This window comes from Imperialibacter sp. (assembly GCF_048007035.1).
GTDB lineage: Bacteria > Bacteroidota > Bacteroidia > Cytophagales > Cyclobacteriaceae > Imperialibacter.
Map to the genome: position 1 here is coordinate 2,714,149 of NZ_CP180355.1, position 17,494 is coordinate 2,731,642.

The window sequence follows — 17,494 nt, forward strand, 5'->3', positions numbered from 1 at the left end:
CCTATTTCCACTCAATGGTGTTGAGCATGTGGATGATATCGAACTTAATGTACTCAATAACGGGCTTTAAAGAATCGTTTTTTGTGGAAGTCTCAAAATAGAGTGCTCCACGAATAAAGTGATTGGCAGAATCAGTGGCGTGAAACTGAAATTGGCTGGGCACTTCTCCGGTCAGCTCCGACACTACGGCCCACCCACCATTTGGTATAACCAAATCCATCTGCTCAATGGAATACGCTTTGATATTGTGCTTGGAAGTGAGTTTGTATGAATCTTCAAAATACTCTCCGAGCAAACTGGTGTCATTATTCACAGGCTTATAGGTCACCTGCACCAATGCTTCCATTGTTGGGTAGTACAAATCAATCCAATACCTTTCGGCCATCCACGAAGAGTCCTTCAGAAGCTTTGCATGAGCAGAGTACTGAAACTGATAAGGAAAGGAGTCTGGCAGAGCAACATACTCACTTGGCGGAAGGTCGATACGGTTGTATCCTTTCGGCTTGGGTAGGTAGGTGCCTTCGCAGGCAACACTCAAAGCAAGAACGACCGGGAAGAATAGAAGAAAGAATTTAAGCTTCATGCCCTTAAATTACTTATCCTTTTGGAGACTTTCCGCCTGGAAGGAGGGGTTTATGAAAACCCGCACTCTTTTGATCCGCTTGTTGTCTGCCGACACTACCGTGAAAACAAATCTCTCAAAGCGAATTTTCTCTCCAACATTGGGAAGCTTAGAATTGATCTCTAGAATTAATCCACCAAGGGATTCACTGTCGCCTCTCACTGTGTCAAAGATGTTGCCTTCCACACTCACTACTTTGCAAAAGTCGTTCAGCGAAATTTTACCTTCAAACACGTAAGTATTGCTGTCGAGTTTGTTGTAAGCGATCTCATCTTCGTTGTCAAATTCGTCGTTAATCTCTCCGACAATTTCTTCGATCAAGTCTTCCAGGGTCACAAGCCCGGAGGTCCCACCATATTCATCGACAACGATGGCCATATGCACCCGCTTCTCCTGAAAGTCCTTAAATAGTGCATCAACTCTTTTACTTTCGGGCACAAAAAACGCCGGGCGCATCAGGTTCTGCCACAGAAAGTTCTCGTCTTTGTCCACAAAAGGAAGCAGGTCTTTGATGTAAAGAACTCCTTCTATCTTGTCAACAGTTTCTTTATATATAGGAATCCTGGAATAGCCCGTCTTGTTGATCTGATCCATCAGCTCATGGAAGTCGGTCTCAAAATCGATGGCCGTGATGTCTACACGGGATCGCATTACCTGGGTCACGGTGAGTGTGCCAAAATTTACGATACCCTTTAATATGCCCTTTTCCTCCTCCGTGGCTTCAGTTTCTGCGGTCAGCTCCAATGCATGATTGAGCTCATCAATCGACACGTTGTAGCCCTTTCTTTCTACTCTTTTTTCAACGATTGAACTGATCGACAGTAGCAACCACGACACAGGCCTGAAAATAGTATCGGCTACATTCAGCAAGCCCGACGTGCTCCTGGCAAAGCTCAGGTTGTTTTGATTGGCATATACTTTTGGCACCACCTCTCCAAAAAAGACAATGGCCAACGTGGTGATTACAGTCAGCACAGCCACAATGTATCCGTCGGCTGATTTCGAACCCACTATCTCCCAGGTGACATAGGTCGCCAATGTCACAATGGTGATGTTGACCAGGTTGTTCATGATCAAAATGGTGGCCAAAAGGCGCTGCGGCCCCTGGAGCAGGCTCATAATTCGCTTGTCCTGAGAGTTGGCAGACGTGCGGCACGTGGCAAGATCACCGTGATTCAGGGAAAAGAAAGCTACTTCCGACCCCGAAATAAGGGCAGAAAGGTAGAGCAGCAACGCAAATAGAACGCCGCTAAAAATGTAAAAGGAGACATAAGTGATACCTAAGTCTCCAATTAATGTCAAGTATATACTGGGGTATGGGTCTTCCATTGATGGATAAAAGCTGCAATATAGTGCTAAAACGGCAAATCATCCAGATCGGTTGGCTCTGCTGCCACCGGAGCTGGTTGGGTGGAGCCACTGCTTTGGGGTTCTGATGAGCCTCCGCCGCCGTCTGGCCTTCCTCCAACAAGGGTCATTTCCCTTCCCACCACTTCAGTAATGTATCGCTTGTTTCCGTCTTTATCGTCGTAAGAGCGGGTTGTGATTTTCCCCTCAATATACACCTGGCTGCCCTTTTTCAGATACTTTTCAGCTACTTCTGCCAACGGAGTCCATAAAACAACGTTGTGCCACTCAGTGTTGGTGACTTTGTTTCCTTCCTTGTTTTTGTAAACCTCACTGGTAGCCAAAGTGAAGTTTGTCACGGCCCGTCCGTTCTCGAGGTGCCGTATTTCCGGGTCTTTTCCAAGGTTTCCAAGCAGAATCACTTTATTTACTCCTGACATAAAGATTTGTTTTTTGTGATGTTTTGATAGATAGGGATATTAAAAATAATTTAAAATAAGGTATCATTCAAATAATTGGTGATTAAGACTGGTTTAGAGATACCAGCCGTGTCACTAATACTGATTGCATTCAACCCCAGCCTTTCGCTCAATAGCCTAAAGTCTTCATGCATCAAAACCCTCACCCTGAAAAAACGGGCATAAATGATGCGATGAGTCAACACATGTTTATAAGTCGCTGAAATATCTATTAGTTCCCAACTTTCCGGCGAAATCAAACGCTTGACTTCCCCCAGCGCAGCATCCTCATCCAACAATTCCTCTTTTTCCCGGATGAAGAAGTCGTGAAGGCCGAGCCAGATATCTTTATCTTTTCTTGACCCCATAAGGACCTCCTCACCGAATTGAAAAACAAAGTAGTTAAAATACCGGTTGAGCACCTTCACTTTTTTTGTCTTTACTGGTAAGTTGGCCACCTCGTTGTTTTTGAATGCGAAACACGAGTGATTGAAAATACAATTTTTGCAGTCGGGAGCAGATGGTGTGCAATGAAGTGCTCCAAACTCCATAATGGCCTGGTTGAATTCACCCGGCGCATCGGATGGAATAAGTGAGGCGAGCCGCCCCTCAAATACCTTTCTAGTGGAAGCATTAGAAATATCGTCGTGTAACCCAAATACCCTGGAAACCACCCGGTAAACATTTCCATCGACTACAGGCACTGCTTCGTTAAAGGCAAAGGAGGCAATCGCAGCGGCTGTGTAGGCGCCTATGCCTTTCAGTTTCAGAAGCTCCTTATAGCTGGCAGGGAAATTGCCATTGTACTGCAAAGCCACCATTTGAGCACATGCATGGAGGTTTCTTGCTCTTGAGTAATAGCCTAGCCCCTGCCATAAGGCCAGCACTTCTTCCTGGCTTGCTTCAGCCAGCGAGCCGACGGTGGGAAACCTGCTAATAAATTTCTGAAAATAAGGAAGGCCCTGAGCAACACGTGTTTGCTGAAGTATGATCTCCGAAAGCCAGATGGCATACGGGTCTTTCGTTTCACGCCACGGAAGATCCCTTTTATGCCTTTCGTACCATCTTATTAAAATGTTTGAAAATGCCTGATTACTTTCGGCCACGATGAGAGAAATACTTTCGTTGAGGGCACAAAATAAGCGCTTTTATTTAACTCTTTCTTTTTTATTTCTACCCCGCTCATTTAAATTTGTGCCCATTAAAAAAATCGAGTAGCAAAGCATAATTAAAATATAGAAGAGGTGACTAAAGCAGACGTAATAAACGAAATTGCAGAGAAAACGGGGATTGATAAAGCAGATGTGCAAACTAGCGTAGAAGCTTTTTTCACTGTGGTAAAAAGTTCGATGGCAGATGGCAGTAATATTTACGTTCGTGGTTTCGGAAGTTTTGTAAACAAGAAAAGAGCCAAGAAGATTGCCAGAAATATTTCTAAGAACACGGCTATCGTCATCGATGAGCACTATGTGCCTAGCTTTAAGCCGTCGAAGGTTTTTATTGAGAAGGTAAAAAGCAGCAACAAACTGAAATAGGAAGTCCTATTTCCAGCAAACAAACTTCATGTCAAAACAACAAATTGTCTTAACCATATTAGGGGTTGGGCTGATCATCGTTCTTTTCAGTCTTCCCAAGGTAGTCGTAGACAATGACAGTGATATGGCTGAAGTACCGTCAGCTACGCAGGAAGAAAATGCAGGAGCTGAAGAAATACCAGGAGCCCACGAAGTAGAACTGTCTGATTCTGACCAGCAAAAGATACAATATTTCAAGGAGCAGTTAAAAAATCCAAACAATTCAGCTATCTTTGCAGACTCTTTGGCGAACACCTTCCTTTTGGTACAACAATTGGACAGTGTTGCCAAGTACGCTGACCTCCTTGCGGAGGTCGATCCGTCAATAGAGGCAAAGGAGAAAGCGGGTAATTATTATTACGAAGCGTTCGGTTTTGCGGCGGATGATGCCAGGGCCAAAAAGCTCGGAAGTAAGGTTCAGGAATTGCTTGGGGAGGTTTTAAAAGCCAATCCGGACAATTTGAGTGCTAAGTCAAAAATAGCCATGACCTACATCTCTTCACCGAATCCCATGCAGGGAATTTTGATGTTGAGAGAAATTCTGGATAAGGACCCTGACAACAAAGAGGCCCTTTACAACATGGGTATTCTTTCGATGCAGTCGGCACAGTACGATAAGGCGGTAGAGAGACTTGAAAAGCTCTTGACAATTGACCCTGAGAACATCCAGGCCATGTTTTATCTTGGTGTAAGTTATAAGGAGTTAGGCGACAAGCAGAAAGCTAAAGCCTGGCTTATCAAAGCGAAGGTAACGGAAAACGATCCGGCAGTAAGCGCCGCAGTTGACTCTTACCTTCAGGAGTTGAATTAAAAAAATTGTTTAACAAATAAAGACATTCGCATATGCCTTGCGGAAAGAAAAGAAAGAGACATAAGATCGCTACTCACAAGAGAAAGAAAAGACTCAGAAAGAACAGGCACAAGAAGAAGTAATTTACTTTTTAAAACGGAATCAGTGTGAGCAATGAATTAATAATAAATTCGACTCCACAGGGATCCCGGATTGCCTTACTAAGAGACAAGCGATTGGTAGAGTATCATCAGGAAAGTGATGATCATCAATTTAATGTTGGAGATATATATTTAGGCACTGTAAAGAAAATCGTACAGGGCCTAAATGCTGCTTTTATTGATGTCGGCTACGAGAAAGATGCGTTTTTGCACTATCTCGATTTAGGCCCGCAAGTGCAGTCGTTGAATAAGTTCACACGACTTGTACTTACAAACAAAAATATAAGCCACAAGCTGGCAGGCTTTAAACCCGAAAAAGATATTGATAAGCTTGGCAAAATCAGCCAGGTACTTACCAAGGGTCAAAAGATACTTGTACAGGTTGTAAAAGAACCAATCTCCACAAAGGGCCCCCGGCTTTCTTGTGAATTGTCCCTTGCGGGACGGTACTTAGTTCTTGTACCATTCTCAAATACTGTCAATGTTTCTAAGAAAATTGACAGCAGCGATGAGCGCAAACGACTTGTTCGTTTGGTGTCGTCCATAAAATCCGAAAACTTTGGTGTTATCATCAGGACTGTCGCTCAGGGCAAAGATGTTGCTGAGCTCGACAAGGACTTAAGAAACCTTGTTTCCATTTGGGAGGAAGGGATGAAGAACCTGAAGACAGCCCAATCGAAGGACAAGATCATCGGCGAAATGAGCAGGACTAACTCTATTCTGAGAGATGTCCTCAACGAGTCGTTCGATGCCATCCACATCGATGACAAAAAAACCTTTGCCGACGTCCGTGCCTACGTTAACAAAATAGCACCCGACAAAGAAAAAATCCTCAGACAATACACCGGTAAGGTTAAAATATTTGAGCATTTCCACGTAGAAAAACAGCTCAAGATGTCGTTTGGCCGCTCTGTAAGTGTAGCCGGGGGAGGCTATTTAATCATTGAGCACACCGAAGCGCTTCACGTAATTGACGTTAACAGCGGCAACAAGTCGAATGCCGAAGAAGACCAGGAGTCGACGGCCTTGCGTGTGAACATGGACGCCGCATCGGAAATAGCCAGGCAGCTCCGGCTGCGGGACATGGGTGGTATCATTGTGATCGATTTCATTGACCTCAAAAAGCAGGATAACCGGAAGAAGGTTTATGAGAGGATGAAGCAGGAGATGAGCACCGACCGCTCCAAGTATACTGTGCTTCCTCTTTCAAAATTTGGTCTGATGCAGATCACCCGGCAGCGGGTAAGGCCAGAGATGAATATCAGCACGAGAGAGGTTTGCCCTACTTGTAATGGTACCGGCAAAATCACTGCCTCAGTAATAGTGGCCGATCAGATTGAGAAAAACATAGAACACATCTTTGGCAAGCAAAACGAGAAGAAGCTAACCATTAGCCTTCATCCGTATCTTTATGCCTATTTCACCAAAGGGATTTACTCCAAGAGAGTACAGTGGTTCATGAAGTACTACAAGTGGGTTCACCTTATTGAGGACTCATCACTAGGACTGACGGATTTCCACTTTGTTAATTCTACAGGAGAAGAAATAGAGCTGGTTTAAAACTTTAAACCGAGCTCCAATTGGAAGTAATCGCTCTTGACAATAGGTTTTGCGTCAAGAGCGATTGTTTTTGAGGCCATGTTGGTCAGCCCCCGGTTGTAGCTCAAGCCCCCAAACACAATAGTGGATATTCCAAGTTCCACTTCTGTACCAACACCCAGCACTGCCGACGCATCCACTGGCAGAAACTTTTCCACAAAAAAGTAGTCGTTGTTTTCAGGCGAGTCAAATATCTTGACGTCGATCATGGCCCCCACATGAAAGTAAATTCTACTGCCCGGCAGGTAGTCATCCGTGTACAATTTCAGCAATGCAGGAATCTGGAGATATTGTATTTTATATTCTTCGGTGGCATTGGCATATGAGCCGCCGTCTTCTCCGGCAAAATTGATCCCAACACTTTTTGGTGCAAAAGCAAGCCCTGTCGTGAAACTGTAGGTATCCGTAAAGGCAATCTCTGTCACCACACCCAGCACCATTTTGAAACTCGCTTGCTGTGGCGACAGAATCAAAGTATCGGACAGGCTGGATACCCTGTTAATATTATAAGAGGGAGAAAACCTGAGCCCGATTTTTACCTGCGAAAAGGCAACACCAGAAATGAGGCAAAAAATGGAAAGGATAAAAATTCTTTTCATAAATGATCGTTTCTTTACGCAAAGGGGCAAAGTCGCTGACCTTGCTGAAAAATAGTTTAATTCAATGTATCCCAGTTTTTTCAAAGTGGGATAATCTATAGTTTTAGTCCAAAGTTGATACTATGAATCGAAATTATGCATTTCTACTCATTTTCTTTGCCTTCGCTGCTTGCGAAAACAAGGAATGTGAGATCAATCCCGAAATAGCGGCGATACCCATGGAGGTTTCTATTGAAAGGAAGGAAGTTCCACTTTTTAAGTCGACTACTTCTGGTGAGGTGAGGGCGTTTCTTGAAGACAATCCGACGTTAGCTGACTACTTTTTGGATGCCAATCAGTATCCGTCCGACAGCGTGTTGGCCAATCAAATGATCAAGCTAATTCCCCACCTCGATTCATTGCAAATGGAAGTAGACGGAAAATTTGTGGACATAAGTTGGCTGGAGTCGCAGTACGCTTCTGCGTTTCAGCACCTCAAGTATTACTACCCAACCGCTAAAACGCCGAAGGTGCAAACCATGATCACGGGTTTTTATCGGGACATCTATTTTTCGGACAGTCTGCTGGTCATCGGGCTGGACTTCTTCATCGGCGACGACTCGAAGTACAAACCCAACAATGTACCAGCCTATATTGCCCGCCGCTTTAAGCCTGATTATATCGTGCCGGCTTCTTTTTTCTTTTTGTCCGACTATTACAACAAGGTTGACTACGGCGATAATACGCTGCTGAATGAGATGATCACCGCTGGTAAGACGTACTATTTTACAGAGCGAATGGTGCCGTGTGTACCCGATTCTATTATCATAGGGTTTTCTGAGGAAGAGCTGAGAGAAGTGCACAAGAATGAGGACGTGGTTTGGGCAAATTTTGTGCAAAACCAGCTGTTGTATGAAACTGAGCCAAAACTCATCAACAAGTTCATGGGCGAGCGGCCAAATGTGTATGAGATAGGAGAGAAATGTCCCGGACGTATAGGCGCCTGGGTGGGTTGGGAAATTGTAAGGTCTTACATGGAGAACAACCCGAAGGTCACCCTGCAGCAACTAATGGAGGAAGATGATCCGAAGAAGATTTTCACGCTGTCTAAATACAGGCCTAATCCGCATTAACGGCCAAGGAACGTTAGCCACTTTGGGATTTGTTTGTTAAGACTGTAGCTCCTTTTCGCAAGGGTTAGCGCATTTTGACCCATGCTTTCAAGTGTATCTTCCGCTTGAAGTGATGGCCAGTGCTTGTCAAAAAACGATTGGGGATTAAAAGGGCTGTAAACAACTCCGCATTTTTTGTCTGTGATTTCATCACCGATCCATCCGCCGAAGTTGCAGAGGATGGGTTTTCCAATCGCCAGGGCATCGAAGTACTTGTTCGGACTGCCCGTCCATAACTTGTCATATGGTCCAAAAGATAAATAGGCCATCGAAGCAGTTTTGAGCACACTTATAGCGGCCTCCTTGCTGGAGTGCGGCAAAAGCGAAACATTAAAAAGCCCTTTTTCGGCGATCCTTTTTTTAAGCAAGGGCTCCTCCGCACCTTCTCCCATAAGAATGCACCGGAAATTCCTCAAGCCCCTTTTTTGAGCTTCTTCAGCCAAATCGATCAGGTAGCTGAGGTGGTTTGCTTTGCCCAAAGTGCCCACGTAGGCGACAGTAAAAAGATCTGTCGGTTCTCTCTCATGCGAGGGGGTGTTGGAAAGAGAAAGGTCAGAAAAATTGGTAACACAAGTGGTTTTACTGCCATAGCCCAGGTCATTAAAACAGTCTACCATCGCAGGACTCATGGCCACAATGCCTTTCGCTGATTTGTAGATGGAAAGCTCCAGGCTCTTAAGGATTCGAATCAATAGCGGATTGAGCAAATACCCCATTTGTGCTGGCACATCGGGCCAAAGGTCGCCGACTTCAAAGAAATACGGAATGCTTTTTCTCCATCGGATCCACTTGGCCAGCGCACCAATGCTCAAAGGGGTGCTGATAGCATAAATGAAGTCCGGCCGGGATAATGAGTTCACTTTCTTGTAGGCAGCAATAAAGAAGGCAGTGAAGGACCAAATCCGCCTAAAAAAACCCAGGTCGTTAGAGTAATGGATCGAAAGATAGTGAACGGGGTAGCCGTCGATCAACACCGTTTTGCTCTCTTTTTTATTCCAGGCAGTCACTACCTCCACCTCATGACCAGCTTCCTTTAAGGCCCGGCACAAGTACCACGAACGAATGCCTCCGCCTTCTTCTGGCGTTTTATAGTACTGATGAAGAAGGATCACCCGCATGGATTAACGCTGCTTCAGCGAGTTTTCATAGTAGCGGCAAAAGGACGTGATGGCGCATTCGTCACATTTCGGAGTTCGTGCCAGGCATGTATACCTGCCGTGCAGGATCAGCCAATGGTGGGCTTTGGGTATATGCTCCTCGGGGATGTATTTTACAAGCTGTTTTTCTACCTCCAGTGGTGTATTGGCGGTTTTGGTTACCAACCCAAGCCGTTTCGATACCCGAAAAACATGGGTGTCTACGGCCATTGTAGGCTGATTGTATATCACCGAAGCAATTACGTTGGCAGTTTTTCTCCCCACACCAGGCAGGGTTTGAAGATCCTCAATTGTGCCCGGAACTTCGGAATTGAAGTTTTCCACCAGCTTTTTGCCCAATCCAATCAGGTGCTTGGTCTTGTTATTGGGGTAAGACACACTTCTGATATACGGAAAAAGCTCGTCGAAAGTGGTAGCCGCCAAGTGAGCAGGCGTCGGGAAATCCTTGAAAAGAGCAGGCGTTACCAGATTGATCCTTTTATCTGTGCACTGGGCACTCAGAACCACTGCCACCAGTAATTCAAAGGGGTTGCCATAGTGCAACTCCGTTTCTGGCTCAGGAAAGTGCTCAGTAAAGAAATTTATAAAAGCCTCGTAGCGCTCCTTGCGTGTCATCAGTCTCTCACTATTTAGCGATAGACTGCAAATTTAGTTCTTTGGCTTTATCAAGGATATTTTTCACCGAGTTTTCAGAAGGAAAATAGTCGACGCAGCTAAGCTGCTGAGTGATCTCAATCAGCTGAGCAAACTGCTCCTGCACTTCGCTATCGCATAGCAAAGCACTTTCGATTTCGTTATTTTCTATTTCTGAAGTCTCTCCATATACATACCGTATCAGGTCATTTTCTGTAAATGTTTTTGTCATAGGCTATACTTGTTTGCTGCATTCTCTTCCTCAGATTAATGAGAGCATACCGCATTCTGCCCAGAGCGGTGTTGATACTAACACCTGTCGAATCAGCAATGTCCTGAAAGCTCATTTGCATGTAATGACGCATAATCAATACTTCCTTCTGAGCTTCGGGCAACTCCTGTATCAACTGCCGGAGCATTTGATGGGTTTCCATCTTAATCTGTTTATTCTCGATCGGGTCTTCAGCAAACTCAAGGGTGTTGAATACCTTGGAGCCATCCTCCATCACCACCACAGGGTAGCGCTTCTCCTTTCGAAAATAATCTATGGCCAAATTATGGGCTATTCGAAGTATCCATGGCAGGAACTTTCCTTCTTCATTATACCGGCCAGACTTAATCGTCTTAACGGCCTTTATAAATGAATCCTGCAATAAATCTTCAGCCACATAACGGTCTTTTACAATTAAATAAATCGTTGTATAAACTCTGTTCTTGTGCCTGTTTAACAGTGTACTAAAGGCTTCTTCGTCCCCGTTTCTGTACAGCGTTACTAATTGGCTGTCACTAATTTCATTCTTGCTCATCAAACTTCACTTTTAGTAACGTAGAGGTTTATGCCATATTGTAACAGTTAGAGGTTTAAAGTGGTTAATTCTATGTGCTTCGTGCACTATTATTTCTATGTTAAGATGTGAATTTTAGTCATTCATTTCCGCACATAAAAATTTTTTGCACAAAAGTTTTGTATAGATAATAATGTGTGGATAAGCTTCGTTTATCTTGGTTTACCTTAAATGAAACAATTGAACTGCAATTCACCATTATAGACTTAAGTTTGCGTTGTAATACCCCCAGGAATAAATGGAAGTAAGCATATTGAATGACAAGGCAGTGGCCTTTGATGACCTTGACCCACGTAAGTATATCATCATAAAGGGTGCCAAAGTAAATAACCTGAAGAATGTTAGCGTCGCCATCCCGAGAAACAAGCTCGTGGTGATCACCGGCCTGTCGGGCTCGGGCAAGTCTTCTCTGGCATTTGACACCCTTTTTGCCGAAGGTCAAAGAAAATACGTAGAAAGCCTTAGCTCCTATGCCAGACAGTTTTTAGGTCGGATGGAGAAGCCTGAGGTGGAGTACATAAAAGGAGTTTCCCCGGCGATTGCTATCGAACAAAAAGTGAACACCCGCAACCCACGGTCGACGGTTGGGACAACAACGGAGATTTACGACTACATGAAGCTGTTGTTTGCCAGGATAGGTGTGACCTATTCGCCGGTTAGTGGTGAGGTGGTTAGAAGAGATTCGGTTACCGACGTGGTGGACTGGATATATAGTCACAAGGCTGGGGCGAAGCTGGTAGTCACTTGCCCGCTGCGTTTGAAAGCTGAGAGGACGCTGGACGATGAGTTTCGGATTTTACTTAGTAAAGGCTACACCCGATTAGTTCTCGATGGAGAGATACTTCAAATTGAGGATTTGGTTGAGAAAAAGGAAGGTTTAGAAAAACCCGAGAAACTTGAAATACTTATCGACCGGGCATCGGCACAGCCCGAAGATGAAGATAACCAGTACAGGCTTTCAGATTCTATACAAACAGCTTTTTTCGAGGGAGAGGGCACCTGCTATGTGGATGTGATAGGAGTCGGGAGACGTGAATTTTCAGATAAGTTCGAACTTGATGGTATTCGATTTGAAGAACCGAGTGTTAATCTGTTCAGCTTCAATAACCCATACGGAGCCTGTAGAACCTGCGAAGGGTTTGGGAAAATCCTTGGCATCGACGAAGATCTGGTAATTCCAGACAAGAGCCTGTCTGTGTATGAAGGGGCGGTGGCCCCGTGGCGTGGCGAAACCATGCAAGCCTGGGCACAACCCCTTTTGAAAAACGGAATTAGGTTTGACTACCCCATCCATAGGGCCGTTAACGAGCTCACGCCCGAGCAGTACCAGTTGCTGTGGACCGGCAACAAATACTTTGAAGGCCTTCATGCTTTTTTTAAATACCTGGAGGGCCAGACTCACAAGATTCAGTACAGGGTGATGCTCAGCAGATACAGAGGCAGAACTGTGTGTCCTGACTGTAGGGGCACAAGGTTGCGAAAAGATGCGGCCTATGTGAGAATCGACGGCCACTCTATCACCGACCTCGTGCTAATGCCGGTTTCACAGGTGTTGCAAGTTTTGCAAGGCCTTGCACTTTCTGATCACGACAGAAAGGTGAGCAAGCGCATATTAACAGAGATAATCAACAGGCTGACTTACCTGGATCAGGTAGGCCTCGGTTATTTGACTCTCAACCGATTAACCAGCACACTTTCGGGGGGCGAATTTCAACGAATAAAGCTGGCCACGTCACTCGGCAGTGCACTAGTGGGTTCCATGTATATTTTGGATGAACCGAGCATTGGCCTGCACCCCAGAGACACCTCAAGGCTTATTGATGTACTGTTAACCCTTCGTAATCTGGGCAATTCGGTAATAGTAGTAGAACACGAGGAGGAGGTGATGAAAGCCGCCGACCAGATCATTGATATTGGGCCCGGAGCTGGCAGCCATGGAGGCGAGCTTGTGTTTCAGGGCGACTGGGCTCAGATACTTACGGAAGATGTGTCTCATACCGCCCGCTTTCTGAACGGCAGAGATGTGATTGAGGTGCCCAAGAAGAGACGAAAGTGGAATGAGTCGGTATTGATTTCCGGAGCCAGAGAGAATAACCTCAAGAACGTGAAGATGGAGCTGCCACTAGGCGTGATGACTGTGGTGACTGGGGTGAGTGGCTCAGGCAAGTCGACTTTGGTAAAAAGGATTCTTTACCCGGCGATAGGGAAGATACTCGGAACCGTGAATGAGGCCACCGGCAAGTTTGATAAGCTGGAAGGAGATTACAAACGGATCACACAAATAGAGTTCGTAGACCAGAACCCCATCGGCAAGTCGTCACGATCCAACCCGGTGACTTACGTGAAAGCGTACGACGTGATCCGACAACTGTTCTCCGAGCAACCGCTGGCTAAGCAAAGAGGTCTGAAACCTGCTAGCTTCTCTTTCAATGTGGAAGGAGGCCGTTGCGAAACCTGCCAGGGTGAGGGCGAAGTAAAAATTGAAATGCAGTTTATGGCAGATATCCGACTGTTGTGTGATACCTGCCATGGCAAGCGCTTCAAAGACGAGGTGCTGGAAGTAAAATATAAAGACAAGGACATTGCCGAAGTGCTTGACCTGACTGTGGAAGAAAGCATAAGCTTTTTCTCAGACAAGCCGGGCATTATCAACAAAATGAAGCCGTTGTTTGAAGTTGGACTTGGCTATGTGAAGCTCGGTCAGTCTTCTAACTCACTGTCTGGCGGTGAAGCACAGCGAGTGAAGCTGGCTTCTTTCATTGGAAAGCGAAATGCCGGCAGTAGCGAGCACATTCTCTTCATTTTTGACGAACCCACCACTGGCCTTCACTTTCATGACATCAAAAAACTACTCGATGCTCTCAATGCTTTAGTGAACCAGGGGAATTCAGTGTTGATTATCGAGCACAACATGGAGATTGTGAAAAATGCCGATTGGATCATAGATATTGGCCCGGAGGGCGGAATTGATGGGGGTACCATTGGGTTTGCCGGCTTGCCGGAAGACATGGTAAAGCTGAAGGGTAACCACACTGCTCAATATTTGAAGGAAAAGCTTAACTAAGAGTCTGATGAAAGCCATCACATTTCAGGGAAAGGAGAAGCTGAGCTTTGAAACGGTAGCGGATCCAACGATCATTCAACCAACAGATGTGATTGTAAAAGTAGCGCTGACCGCTATTTGTGGCTCTGATTTGCATGTCTATCGGGAACATGAAAAGGGGCTGGACTACGGAACTGTCATGGGCCATGAGTTTTTCGGGGAGGTGGTGGAGATTGGACGTGCTGTCACTGGTCTTAAAAAGGGCGACAGGGTGGTAAGCCCTTTCACGACGAGTTGTGGTGTATGTTATTTCTGCAAAATCGGTCTTACATGCAGATGTCAGCAAGGACAGCTTTATGGTTGGGTGGAGCATGGCCATGGCCTGCATGGTGCTCAGGCTGAGTACGTTAGAGTGCCACTTGCCGATAGTACGCTGGTTAAATCTCCTAAAGGTCTTAGCGAAGAACAGGTACTGCTCACCGGCGATATCTTCAGTACAGGTTATTTCTGTGCTGAAAACGCAGGCGTCAGGCCAGGTGGAAGATATGTGGTGCTGGGATGTGGCCCTGTCGGGCTGATGGCTATTCTGGCAGCAAAAATACAGGGGGCAGATGAAATTTGGGCCGTGGACAGCGTGCCCGAGCGCCTGGCAATCGCTCAAAGGTATGGCGCCGTAGCGGTGGACTTGTCAAAAACTGATGCTAAGCAGTTTATTCTTGAGCAAACCAATGGAATTGGTGCTGACGCTGTGATGGAAGTTGTTGGGAATCCTTCTGCGCAGCAACTAGCTTTCGATGTGGTGCGCCCCGGCGGAATTATTTCATCTGTGGGCGTGCATACGGCCAGTAACTTCACCTTTTCGCCGGTTGATGCTTACAACAAGAACATCACCTATAAAACCGGAAGGTGCCCTGCCAGGCACTACATGTCAAAACTGCTTCCTTTGCTTGGCGATCAGCAAATTGACCTGTCGGCAATTATCTCTCACAGGCTCCCCTTAGCGCAAGGCGTAGAAGGATACAGAATTTTTGATCAGAAGCTGGATAAGAGCTTAAAGATCATTCTGCACAATTGATTATCTGGTGAGATCCAGAAAGATGTCACCCATCAGTACCAACTGGATATGGTCATCGGACTTCTCTTTCATTAAGTAGGCAATGCCGTGTTTGTCGCCTTCATTCAACAGCTCCAGCGTATCGTTCCTCAAAGCCCATTTTTGCGAGTGCTTAAGTGTGTCGGCTGAAAATATGCAGCCAGGGTAACCATAGGCCGTGATAGTTACTTCGTCAGCATTGAATTCAATCCACCCTTCCATGGTCAAGGCGATGTCATCGCCAACATCGGGGAAGGCTTCTTTGCTTGTCGTCCAGTTAGCTTTCCATTTTCCCTGAAGGGCCTTTTGGGTTTTGTCGCCTTCAGAGCAGAAGGTAAGGGTAAGGGCAACAAGTACGACAGCGTATGTTAAAAGACGGCGCATATAGTTTTGGTCACAATTGGATGAACGAAATTATAAAAATGGAATTGCTTTTGCACTCATCTATTTTAGTCCCTGGGCAGTGTGATGGGCAAGACCCATAATGCTCAGCATGGGGTTCACACCACTGGCCGACGGGAAAGCTGACCCATCGCCAATGTAGATGTTGGGCACTTCATAAAGGCTGCCATCAGGTGCTGTTGGGTGCGTCTTTTTATCTTCCCCCATTCGGCAGGTGCCCATTTGATGTGCACTGTACAGCGAAAATTGATTTGGGCGCCAACCCCAGACCGGCAGGTTGTGGATAAATTTCTCAAGATCGGCTCTTTTGCCTGTATTATTAAAGCGATGATTACCGAAATGCGGATAGATGATCTGCTCGCAGTCATTGGCAAAATGGAGTCGGCTCGCTTCTTCCATGCCGTTAATGAGGTGCTTCAAATCGAATCCGTGAAGTTTGTAATGCACAATGGGTTGGCCTTCCTTGTCGATAGTGATGTATCCGGGAAACTTGTCTCGTACAATGGCTATGAAAGAAGCAATGTGCGATGCCTTCAACATGTCTTCTTTGAATTGGCGGGCACCTGACCAGGGAAGAGACATGGCAATGAGGCCGGGGTGAGTGGGCGGTGTCTCAAGCTTGAAGCCGTAGTTGCCGTCCGACCGGGCGAATTGATCATTGACAACAGACATCATTGGCCCAAACCAGGCTTCTGATTTTTGAGTGTACTTGGCACTAACACCTACGGTGGGGTGAAGGTGGAGGTGTTTTCCTATGTGGTCATGCTTGAGCCCACTTCTTTTCAGCAACGCTGGTGTCTGAATAGCCCCAGCGGCTATGACGATTTTTTCTGCTTGTATAAAAACCTTTTTCTTGTGGCCCTTTGGTGAATAGCAAACCGCTTCGGCACCAGTTGCTCTTCCATTTTTAATGGCTATCTTTTCAATTTGGCACTGAGAAAGAAGGCGGGCACCAGCAGTTGTCGCTTTTCGAATATACGTTTGAGCAGTGCCTTGTTTGATCCCATACCTGTCGCCCAGGCTGCTGAAGCCGAGCTTTTGAAAATCTGCTTCGCCAGGCTTTCGTTCATTTCTTGGAATGAGTTCAACTTGCTGACCTAGTTTCCTGGAGCCGTCCAACAGAAGTTGATTTTGCAGGTTGTGAAGGGAGTAATTGGTGTTAACACCTATTTCTGCTGCTACAGCATTTAAGCTGTCCTGAAACGATTGGGAGGTTAGAAAAGGTACACCATGTTCGCTGGCCCATTCCTGAAGAACATAGTCAGGTGTTCTGAAGCTACCAGCCCAGTTGACTGTGGTGCCGCCACCTACGCAGCTACCAGCAAAAATGCTCACCTGCCCGTCGGAAGACGTGATAGCGCCCTTTCCGTCATACAACGTCTCAATCATCTTTCCTTCTTCCTGAGTGAAGTCAGCGCCGTGCAGGTAAGGGCCTTTGTCGGCGATAATAACGTCTTTGCCTGAGCCTGCCAGCTCACCTGCTATCACACCACCCCCCGCACCGCTACCGATCACGAGTACTTCGCAGGTTAAGACACTATCGTTTTCAATCTGCAATTCAAAAAGTCGGGGGAGTTTGTCCGCATCGCCCAACAGTGGGCCCGGATACTGAATTGCCTTGAAGTCGGGGTGGTAACCATCTTCGGTGGAGCTGAAATAGATGAAAGTTGAAAGTTTTTTGAGAGACGAAAATGCCTTCCGGAGCTTTTTTACAGGGCTATTGGACCAGGTGATGAAAAGTTTTTCTCTTTGTTGAAAAGTCAGATCCAGAAACTTCTTCATAGGCCCCGCCCAGGTCATGCCGAGCAGGTTGCTGTCCAATATTTTCAGCAGTTGGATAAATTCCTCACGTGCTGGCCGGGGCTGGGAGGCAATCACCTCTGCAATTTTGCCTGGGGCAACCCTGTCAGCTCCTTTCGAGGTCCAAAAACCTTTGTGCTCGCCACTGGTGGTGTCGGGAGCGATGAAAGTGTTGGCCACTTCCTCCAAAATGTTGCACTGTCTTTCTGTAAGCTTCATT

The 17,494-nt window shown here is 46.0% G+C and carries 17 protein-coding genes; 6 read left to right on the forward strand and 11 right to left on the reverse strand.

All coding sequences use genetic code 11. The annotated features are described in order from the left end of the window. Window position 1 precedes the first annotated feature (1 nt). The 4 genes from gldD to mutY are packed head-to-tail and all read right to left on the reverse strand — an operon-like array spanning window position 2 to window position 3,533. The gene (gldD, locus tag ACMVP2_RS11660) at window positions 2-583 is read right to left on the reverse strand and encodes a gliding motility lipoprotein GldD (protein ID WP_339784607.1); all 582 of its coding nucleotides are present in this window, start codon (window positions 581-583) and stop codon (window positions 2-4) included. Window positions 584-592: 9 nt separating this feature from the next. After that, window positions 593-1,951: a gliding motility-associated protein GldE gene (gene gldE / locus ACMVP2_RS11665; RefSeq protein WP_339784605.1), complete on the reverse strand. Its 1,359-nt coding sequence runs from the start codon at window positions 1,949-1,951 to the stop codon at window positions 593-595. A gap of 26 nt (window positions 1,952-1,977) precedes the next feature. Beyond that, window positions 1,978-2,409 (reverse strand): single-stranded DNA-binding protein, encoded by a 432-nt coding sequence (locus ACMVP2_RS11670; protein WP_339784602.1) that lies wholly within the window; start codon window positions 2,407-2,409, stop codon window positions 1,978-1,980. Window positions 2,410-2,459: 50 nt separating this feature from the next. Continuing rightward, window positions 2,460-3,533, reverse strand: coding sequence for an A/G-specific adenine glycosylase (mutY, locus tag ACMVP2_RS11675; protein ID WP_416867813.1), 1,074 nt, complete (start codon window positions 3,531-3,533; stop codon window positions 2,460-2,462). A gap of 138 nt (window positions 3,534-3,671) precedes the next feature. Here mutY and ACMVP2_RS11680 point away from each other — a divergent pair, with 138 nt between their 5' ends. The 3 genes from ACMVP2_RS11680 (at window position 3,672) to ACMVP2_RS11690 (ending at window position 6,512) form a co-directional block, all read left to right on the forward strand. Further along, window positions 3,672-3,962, forward strand: a complete 291-nt coding sequence (locus tag ACMVP2_RS11680; RefSeq protein WP_317489087.1) for an HU family DNA-binding protein — start codon at window positions 3,672-3,674, stop codon at window positions 3,960-3,962. A gap of 28 nt (window positions 3,963-3,990) precedes the next feature. Further along, window positions 3,991-4,812: a tetratricopeptide repeat protein gene (locus ACMVP2_RS11685; RefSeq protein ID WP_416867814.1), complete on the forward strand. Its 822-nt coding sequence runs from the start codon at window positions 3,991-3,993 to the stop codon at window positions 4,810-4,812. Window positions 4,813-4,958: 146 nt separating this feature from the next. Next, window positions 4,959-6,512, forward strand: a complete 1,554-nt coding sequence (locus ACMVP2_RS11690) for an Rne/Rng family ribonuclease (RefSeq protein WP_152001272.1) — start codon at window positions 4,959-4,961, stop codon at window positions 6,510-6,512. Here ACMVP2_RS11690 and ACMVP2_RS11695 read toward each other — a convergent pair. Then, window positions 6,509-7,150 carry an outer membrane beta-barrel protein gene (locus ACMVP2_RS11695; protein ID WP_339784594.1) on the reverse strand — a complete coding sequence of 214 codons (642 nt, stop codon included), beginning with the start codon at window positions 7,148-7,150 and terminating at the stop codon, window positions 6,509-6,511. The genes ACMVP2_RS11690 and ACMVP2_RS11695 overlap by 4 nt on opposite strands. Before the next feature lie 122 nt (window positions 7,151-7,272). Between ACMVP2_RS11695 and ACMVP2_RS11700 the strand changes: the two genes are divergently transcribed. Next, window positions 7,273-8,262, forward strand: a complete 990-nt coding sequence (locus tag ACMVP2_RS11700) for a gliding motility lipoprotein GldB (protein ID WP_339784591.1) — start codon at window positions 7,273-7,275, stop codon at window positions 8,260-8,262. On the opposite strand, the gene ACMVP2_RS11705 is transcribed toward ACMVP2_RS11700, so the two are convergent. Genes ACMVP2_RS11705 through ACMVP2_RS11720 form a run of 4 tightly spaced genes read right to left on the reverse strand, consistent with a single transcriptional unit; the run spans window position 8,259 to window position 10,897 of the window. Then, window positions 8,259-9,419 (reverse strand): glycosyltransferase family 4 protein, encoded by a 1,161-nt coding sequence (locus tag ACMVP2_RS11705; RefSeq protein WP_416867815.1) that lies wholly within the window; start codon window positions 9,417-9,419, stop codon window positions 8,259-8,261. The genes ACMVP2_RS11700 and ACMVP2_RS11705 overlap by 4 nt on opposite strands. 3 nt (window positions 9,420-9,422) lie before the next feature. Next, window positions 9,423-10,073, reverse strand: coding sequence for an endonuclease III (gene nth, locus ACMVP2_RS11710; RefSeq protein ID WP_416867816.1), 651 nt, complete (start codon window positions 10,071-10,073; stop codon window positions 9,423-9,425). Window positions 10,074-10,083: 10 nt separating this feature from the next. Next, window positions 10,084-10,323: a hypothetical protein gene (locus ACMVP2_RS11715; protein WP_152001277.1), complete on the reverse strand. Its 240-nt coding sequence runs from the start codon at window positions 10,321-10,323 to the stop codon at window positions 10,084-10,086. Further along, a complete protein-coding gene (locus ACMVP2_RS11720) occupies window positions 10,298-10,897 on the reverse strand; it encodes an RNA polymerase sigma factor (protein ID WP_317489080.1) in 600 nt (199 codons plus the stop codon). Before ACMVP2_RS11720 ends, ACMVP2_RS11715 begins: the two co-directional genes overlap by 26 nt. Before the next feature lie 277 nt (window positions 10,898-11,174). On the opposite strand from ACMVP2_RS11720, the gene uvrA reads away from it, so the two are divergent. Together uvrA and ACMVP2_RS11730 are read left to right on the forward strand one after the other, a co-directional pair. Next, window positions 11,175-14,000, forward strand: coding sequence for an excinuclease ABC subunit UvrA (uvrA, locus tag ACMVP2_RS11725; protein ID WP_416867817.1), 2,826 nt, complete (start codon window positions 11,175-11,177; stop codon window positions 13,998-14,000). Between the two features lie 7 nt (window positions 14,001-14,007). After that, on the forward strand, window positions 14,008-15,054 hold the full coding sequence (locus tag ACMVP2_RS11730) for an alcohol dehydrogenase family protein (RefSeq protein WP_416867818.1): 1,047 nt from the start codon (window positions 14,008-14,010) through the stop codon (window positions 15,052-15,054). On the opposite strand, the gene ACMVP2_RS11735 is transcribed toward ACMVP2_RS11730, so the two are convergent. Then, window positions 15,055-15,456, reverse strand: coding sequence for a hypothetical protein (locus ACMVP2_RS11735; protein WP_416867819.1), 402 nt, complete (start codon window positions 15,454-15,456; stop codon window positions 15,055-15,057). Window positions 15,457-15,516: 60 nt separating this feature from the next. Further along, window positions 15,517-17,493: an FAD-dependent oxidoreductase gene (locus tag ACMVP2_RS11740; protein ID WP_416867820.1), complete on the reverse strand. Its 1,977-nt coding sequence runs from the start codon at window positions 17,491-17,493 to the stop codon at window positions 15,517-15,519. Window position 17,494 lies beyond the last annotated feature (1 nt).

What these genes read in the sequence shown, in the direction of transcription:
- gldD (WP_339784607.1), bottom strand. Translation starts at nt 583, where the DNA reads ATGAAGCTTAAATTCTTTCTTCTATTCTTCCCGGTCGTTCTTGCTTTG.
- gldE (WP_339784605.1), bottom strand. Translation starts at nt 1,951, where the DNA reads ATGGAAGACCCATACCCCAGTATATACTTGACATTAATTGGAGACTTA.
- ACMVP2_RS11670 (WP_339784602.1), bottom strand. Translation starts at nt 2,409, where the DNA reads ATGTCAGGAGTAAATAAAGTGATTCTGCTTGGAAACCTTGGAAAAGAC.
- ACMVP2_RS11685 (WP_416867814.1), top strand. Translation starts at nt 3,991, where the DNA reads ATGTCAAAACAACAAATTGTCTTAACCATATTAGGGGTTGGGCTGATC.
- ACMVP2_RS11695 (WP_339784594.1), bottom strand. Translation starts at nt 7,150, where the DNA reads ATGAAAAGAATTTTTATCCTTTCCATTTTTTGCCTCATTTCTGGTGTT.
- ACMVP2_RS11700 (WP_339784591.1), top strand. Translation starts at nt 7,273, where the DNA reads ATGAATCGAAATTATGCATTTCTACTCATTTTCTTTGCCTTCGCTGCT.
- ACMVP2_RS11705 (WP_416867815.1), bottom strand. Translation starts at nt 9,419, where the DNA reads ATGCGGGTGATCCTTCTTCATCAGTACTATAAAACGCCAGAAGAAGGC.
- nth (WP_416867816.1), bottom strand. Translation starts at nt 10,073, where the DNA reads ATGACACGCAAGGAGCGCTACGAGGCTTTTATAAATTTCTTTACTGAG.
- ACMVP2_RS11715 (WP_152001277.1), bottom strand. Translation starts at nt 10,323, where the DNA reads ATGACAAAAACATTTACAGAAAATGACCTGATACGGTATGTATATGGA.
- ACMVP2_RS11720 (WP_317489080.1), bottom strand. Translation starts at nt 10,897, where the DNA reads ATGAGCAAGAATGAAATTAGTGACAGCCAATTAGTAACGCTGTACAGA.
- uvrA (WP_416867817.1), top strand. Translation starts at nt 11,175, where the DNA reads ATGGAAGTAAGCATATTGAATGACAAGGCAGTGGCCTTTGATGACCTT.
- ACMVP2_RS11730 (WP_416867818.1), top strand. Translation starts at nt 14,008, where the DNA reads ATGAAAGCCATCACATTTCAGGGAAAGGAGAAGCTGAGCTTTGAAACG.
- ACMVP2_RS11735 (WP_416867819.1), bottom strand. Translation starts at nt 15,456, where the DNA reads ATGCGCCGTCTTTTAACATACGCTGTCGTACTTGTTGCCCTTACCCTT.
- ACMVP2_RS11740 (WP_416867820.1), bottom strand. Translation starts at nt 17,493, where the DNA reads ATGAAGCTTACAGAAAGACAGTGCAACATTTTGGAGGAAGTGGCCAAC.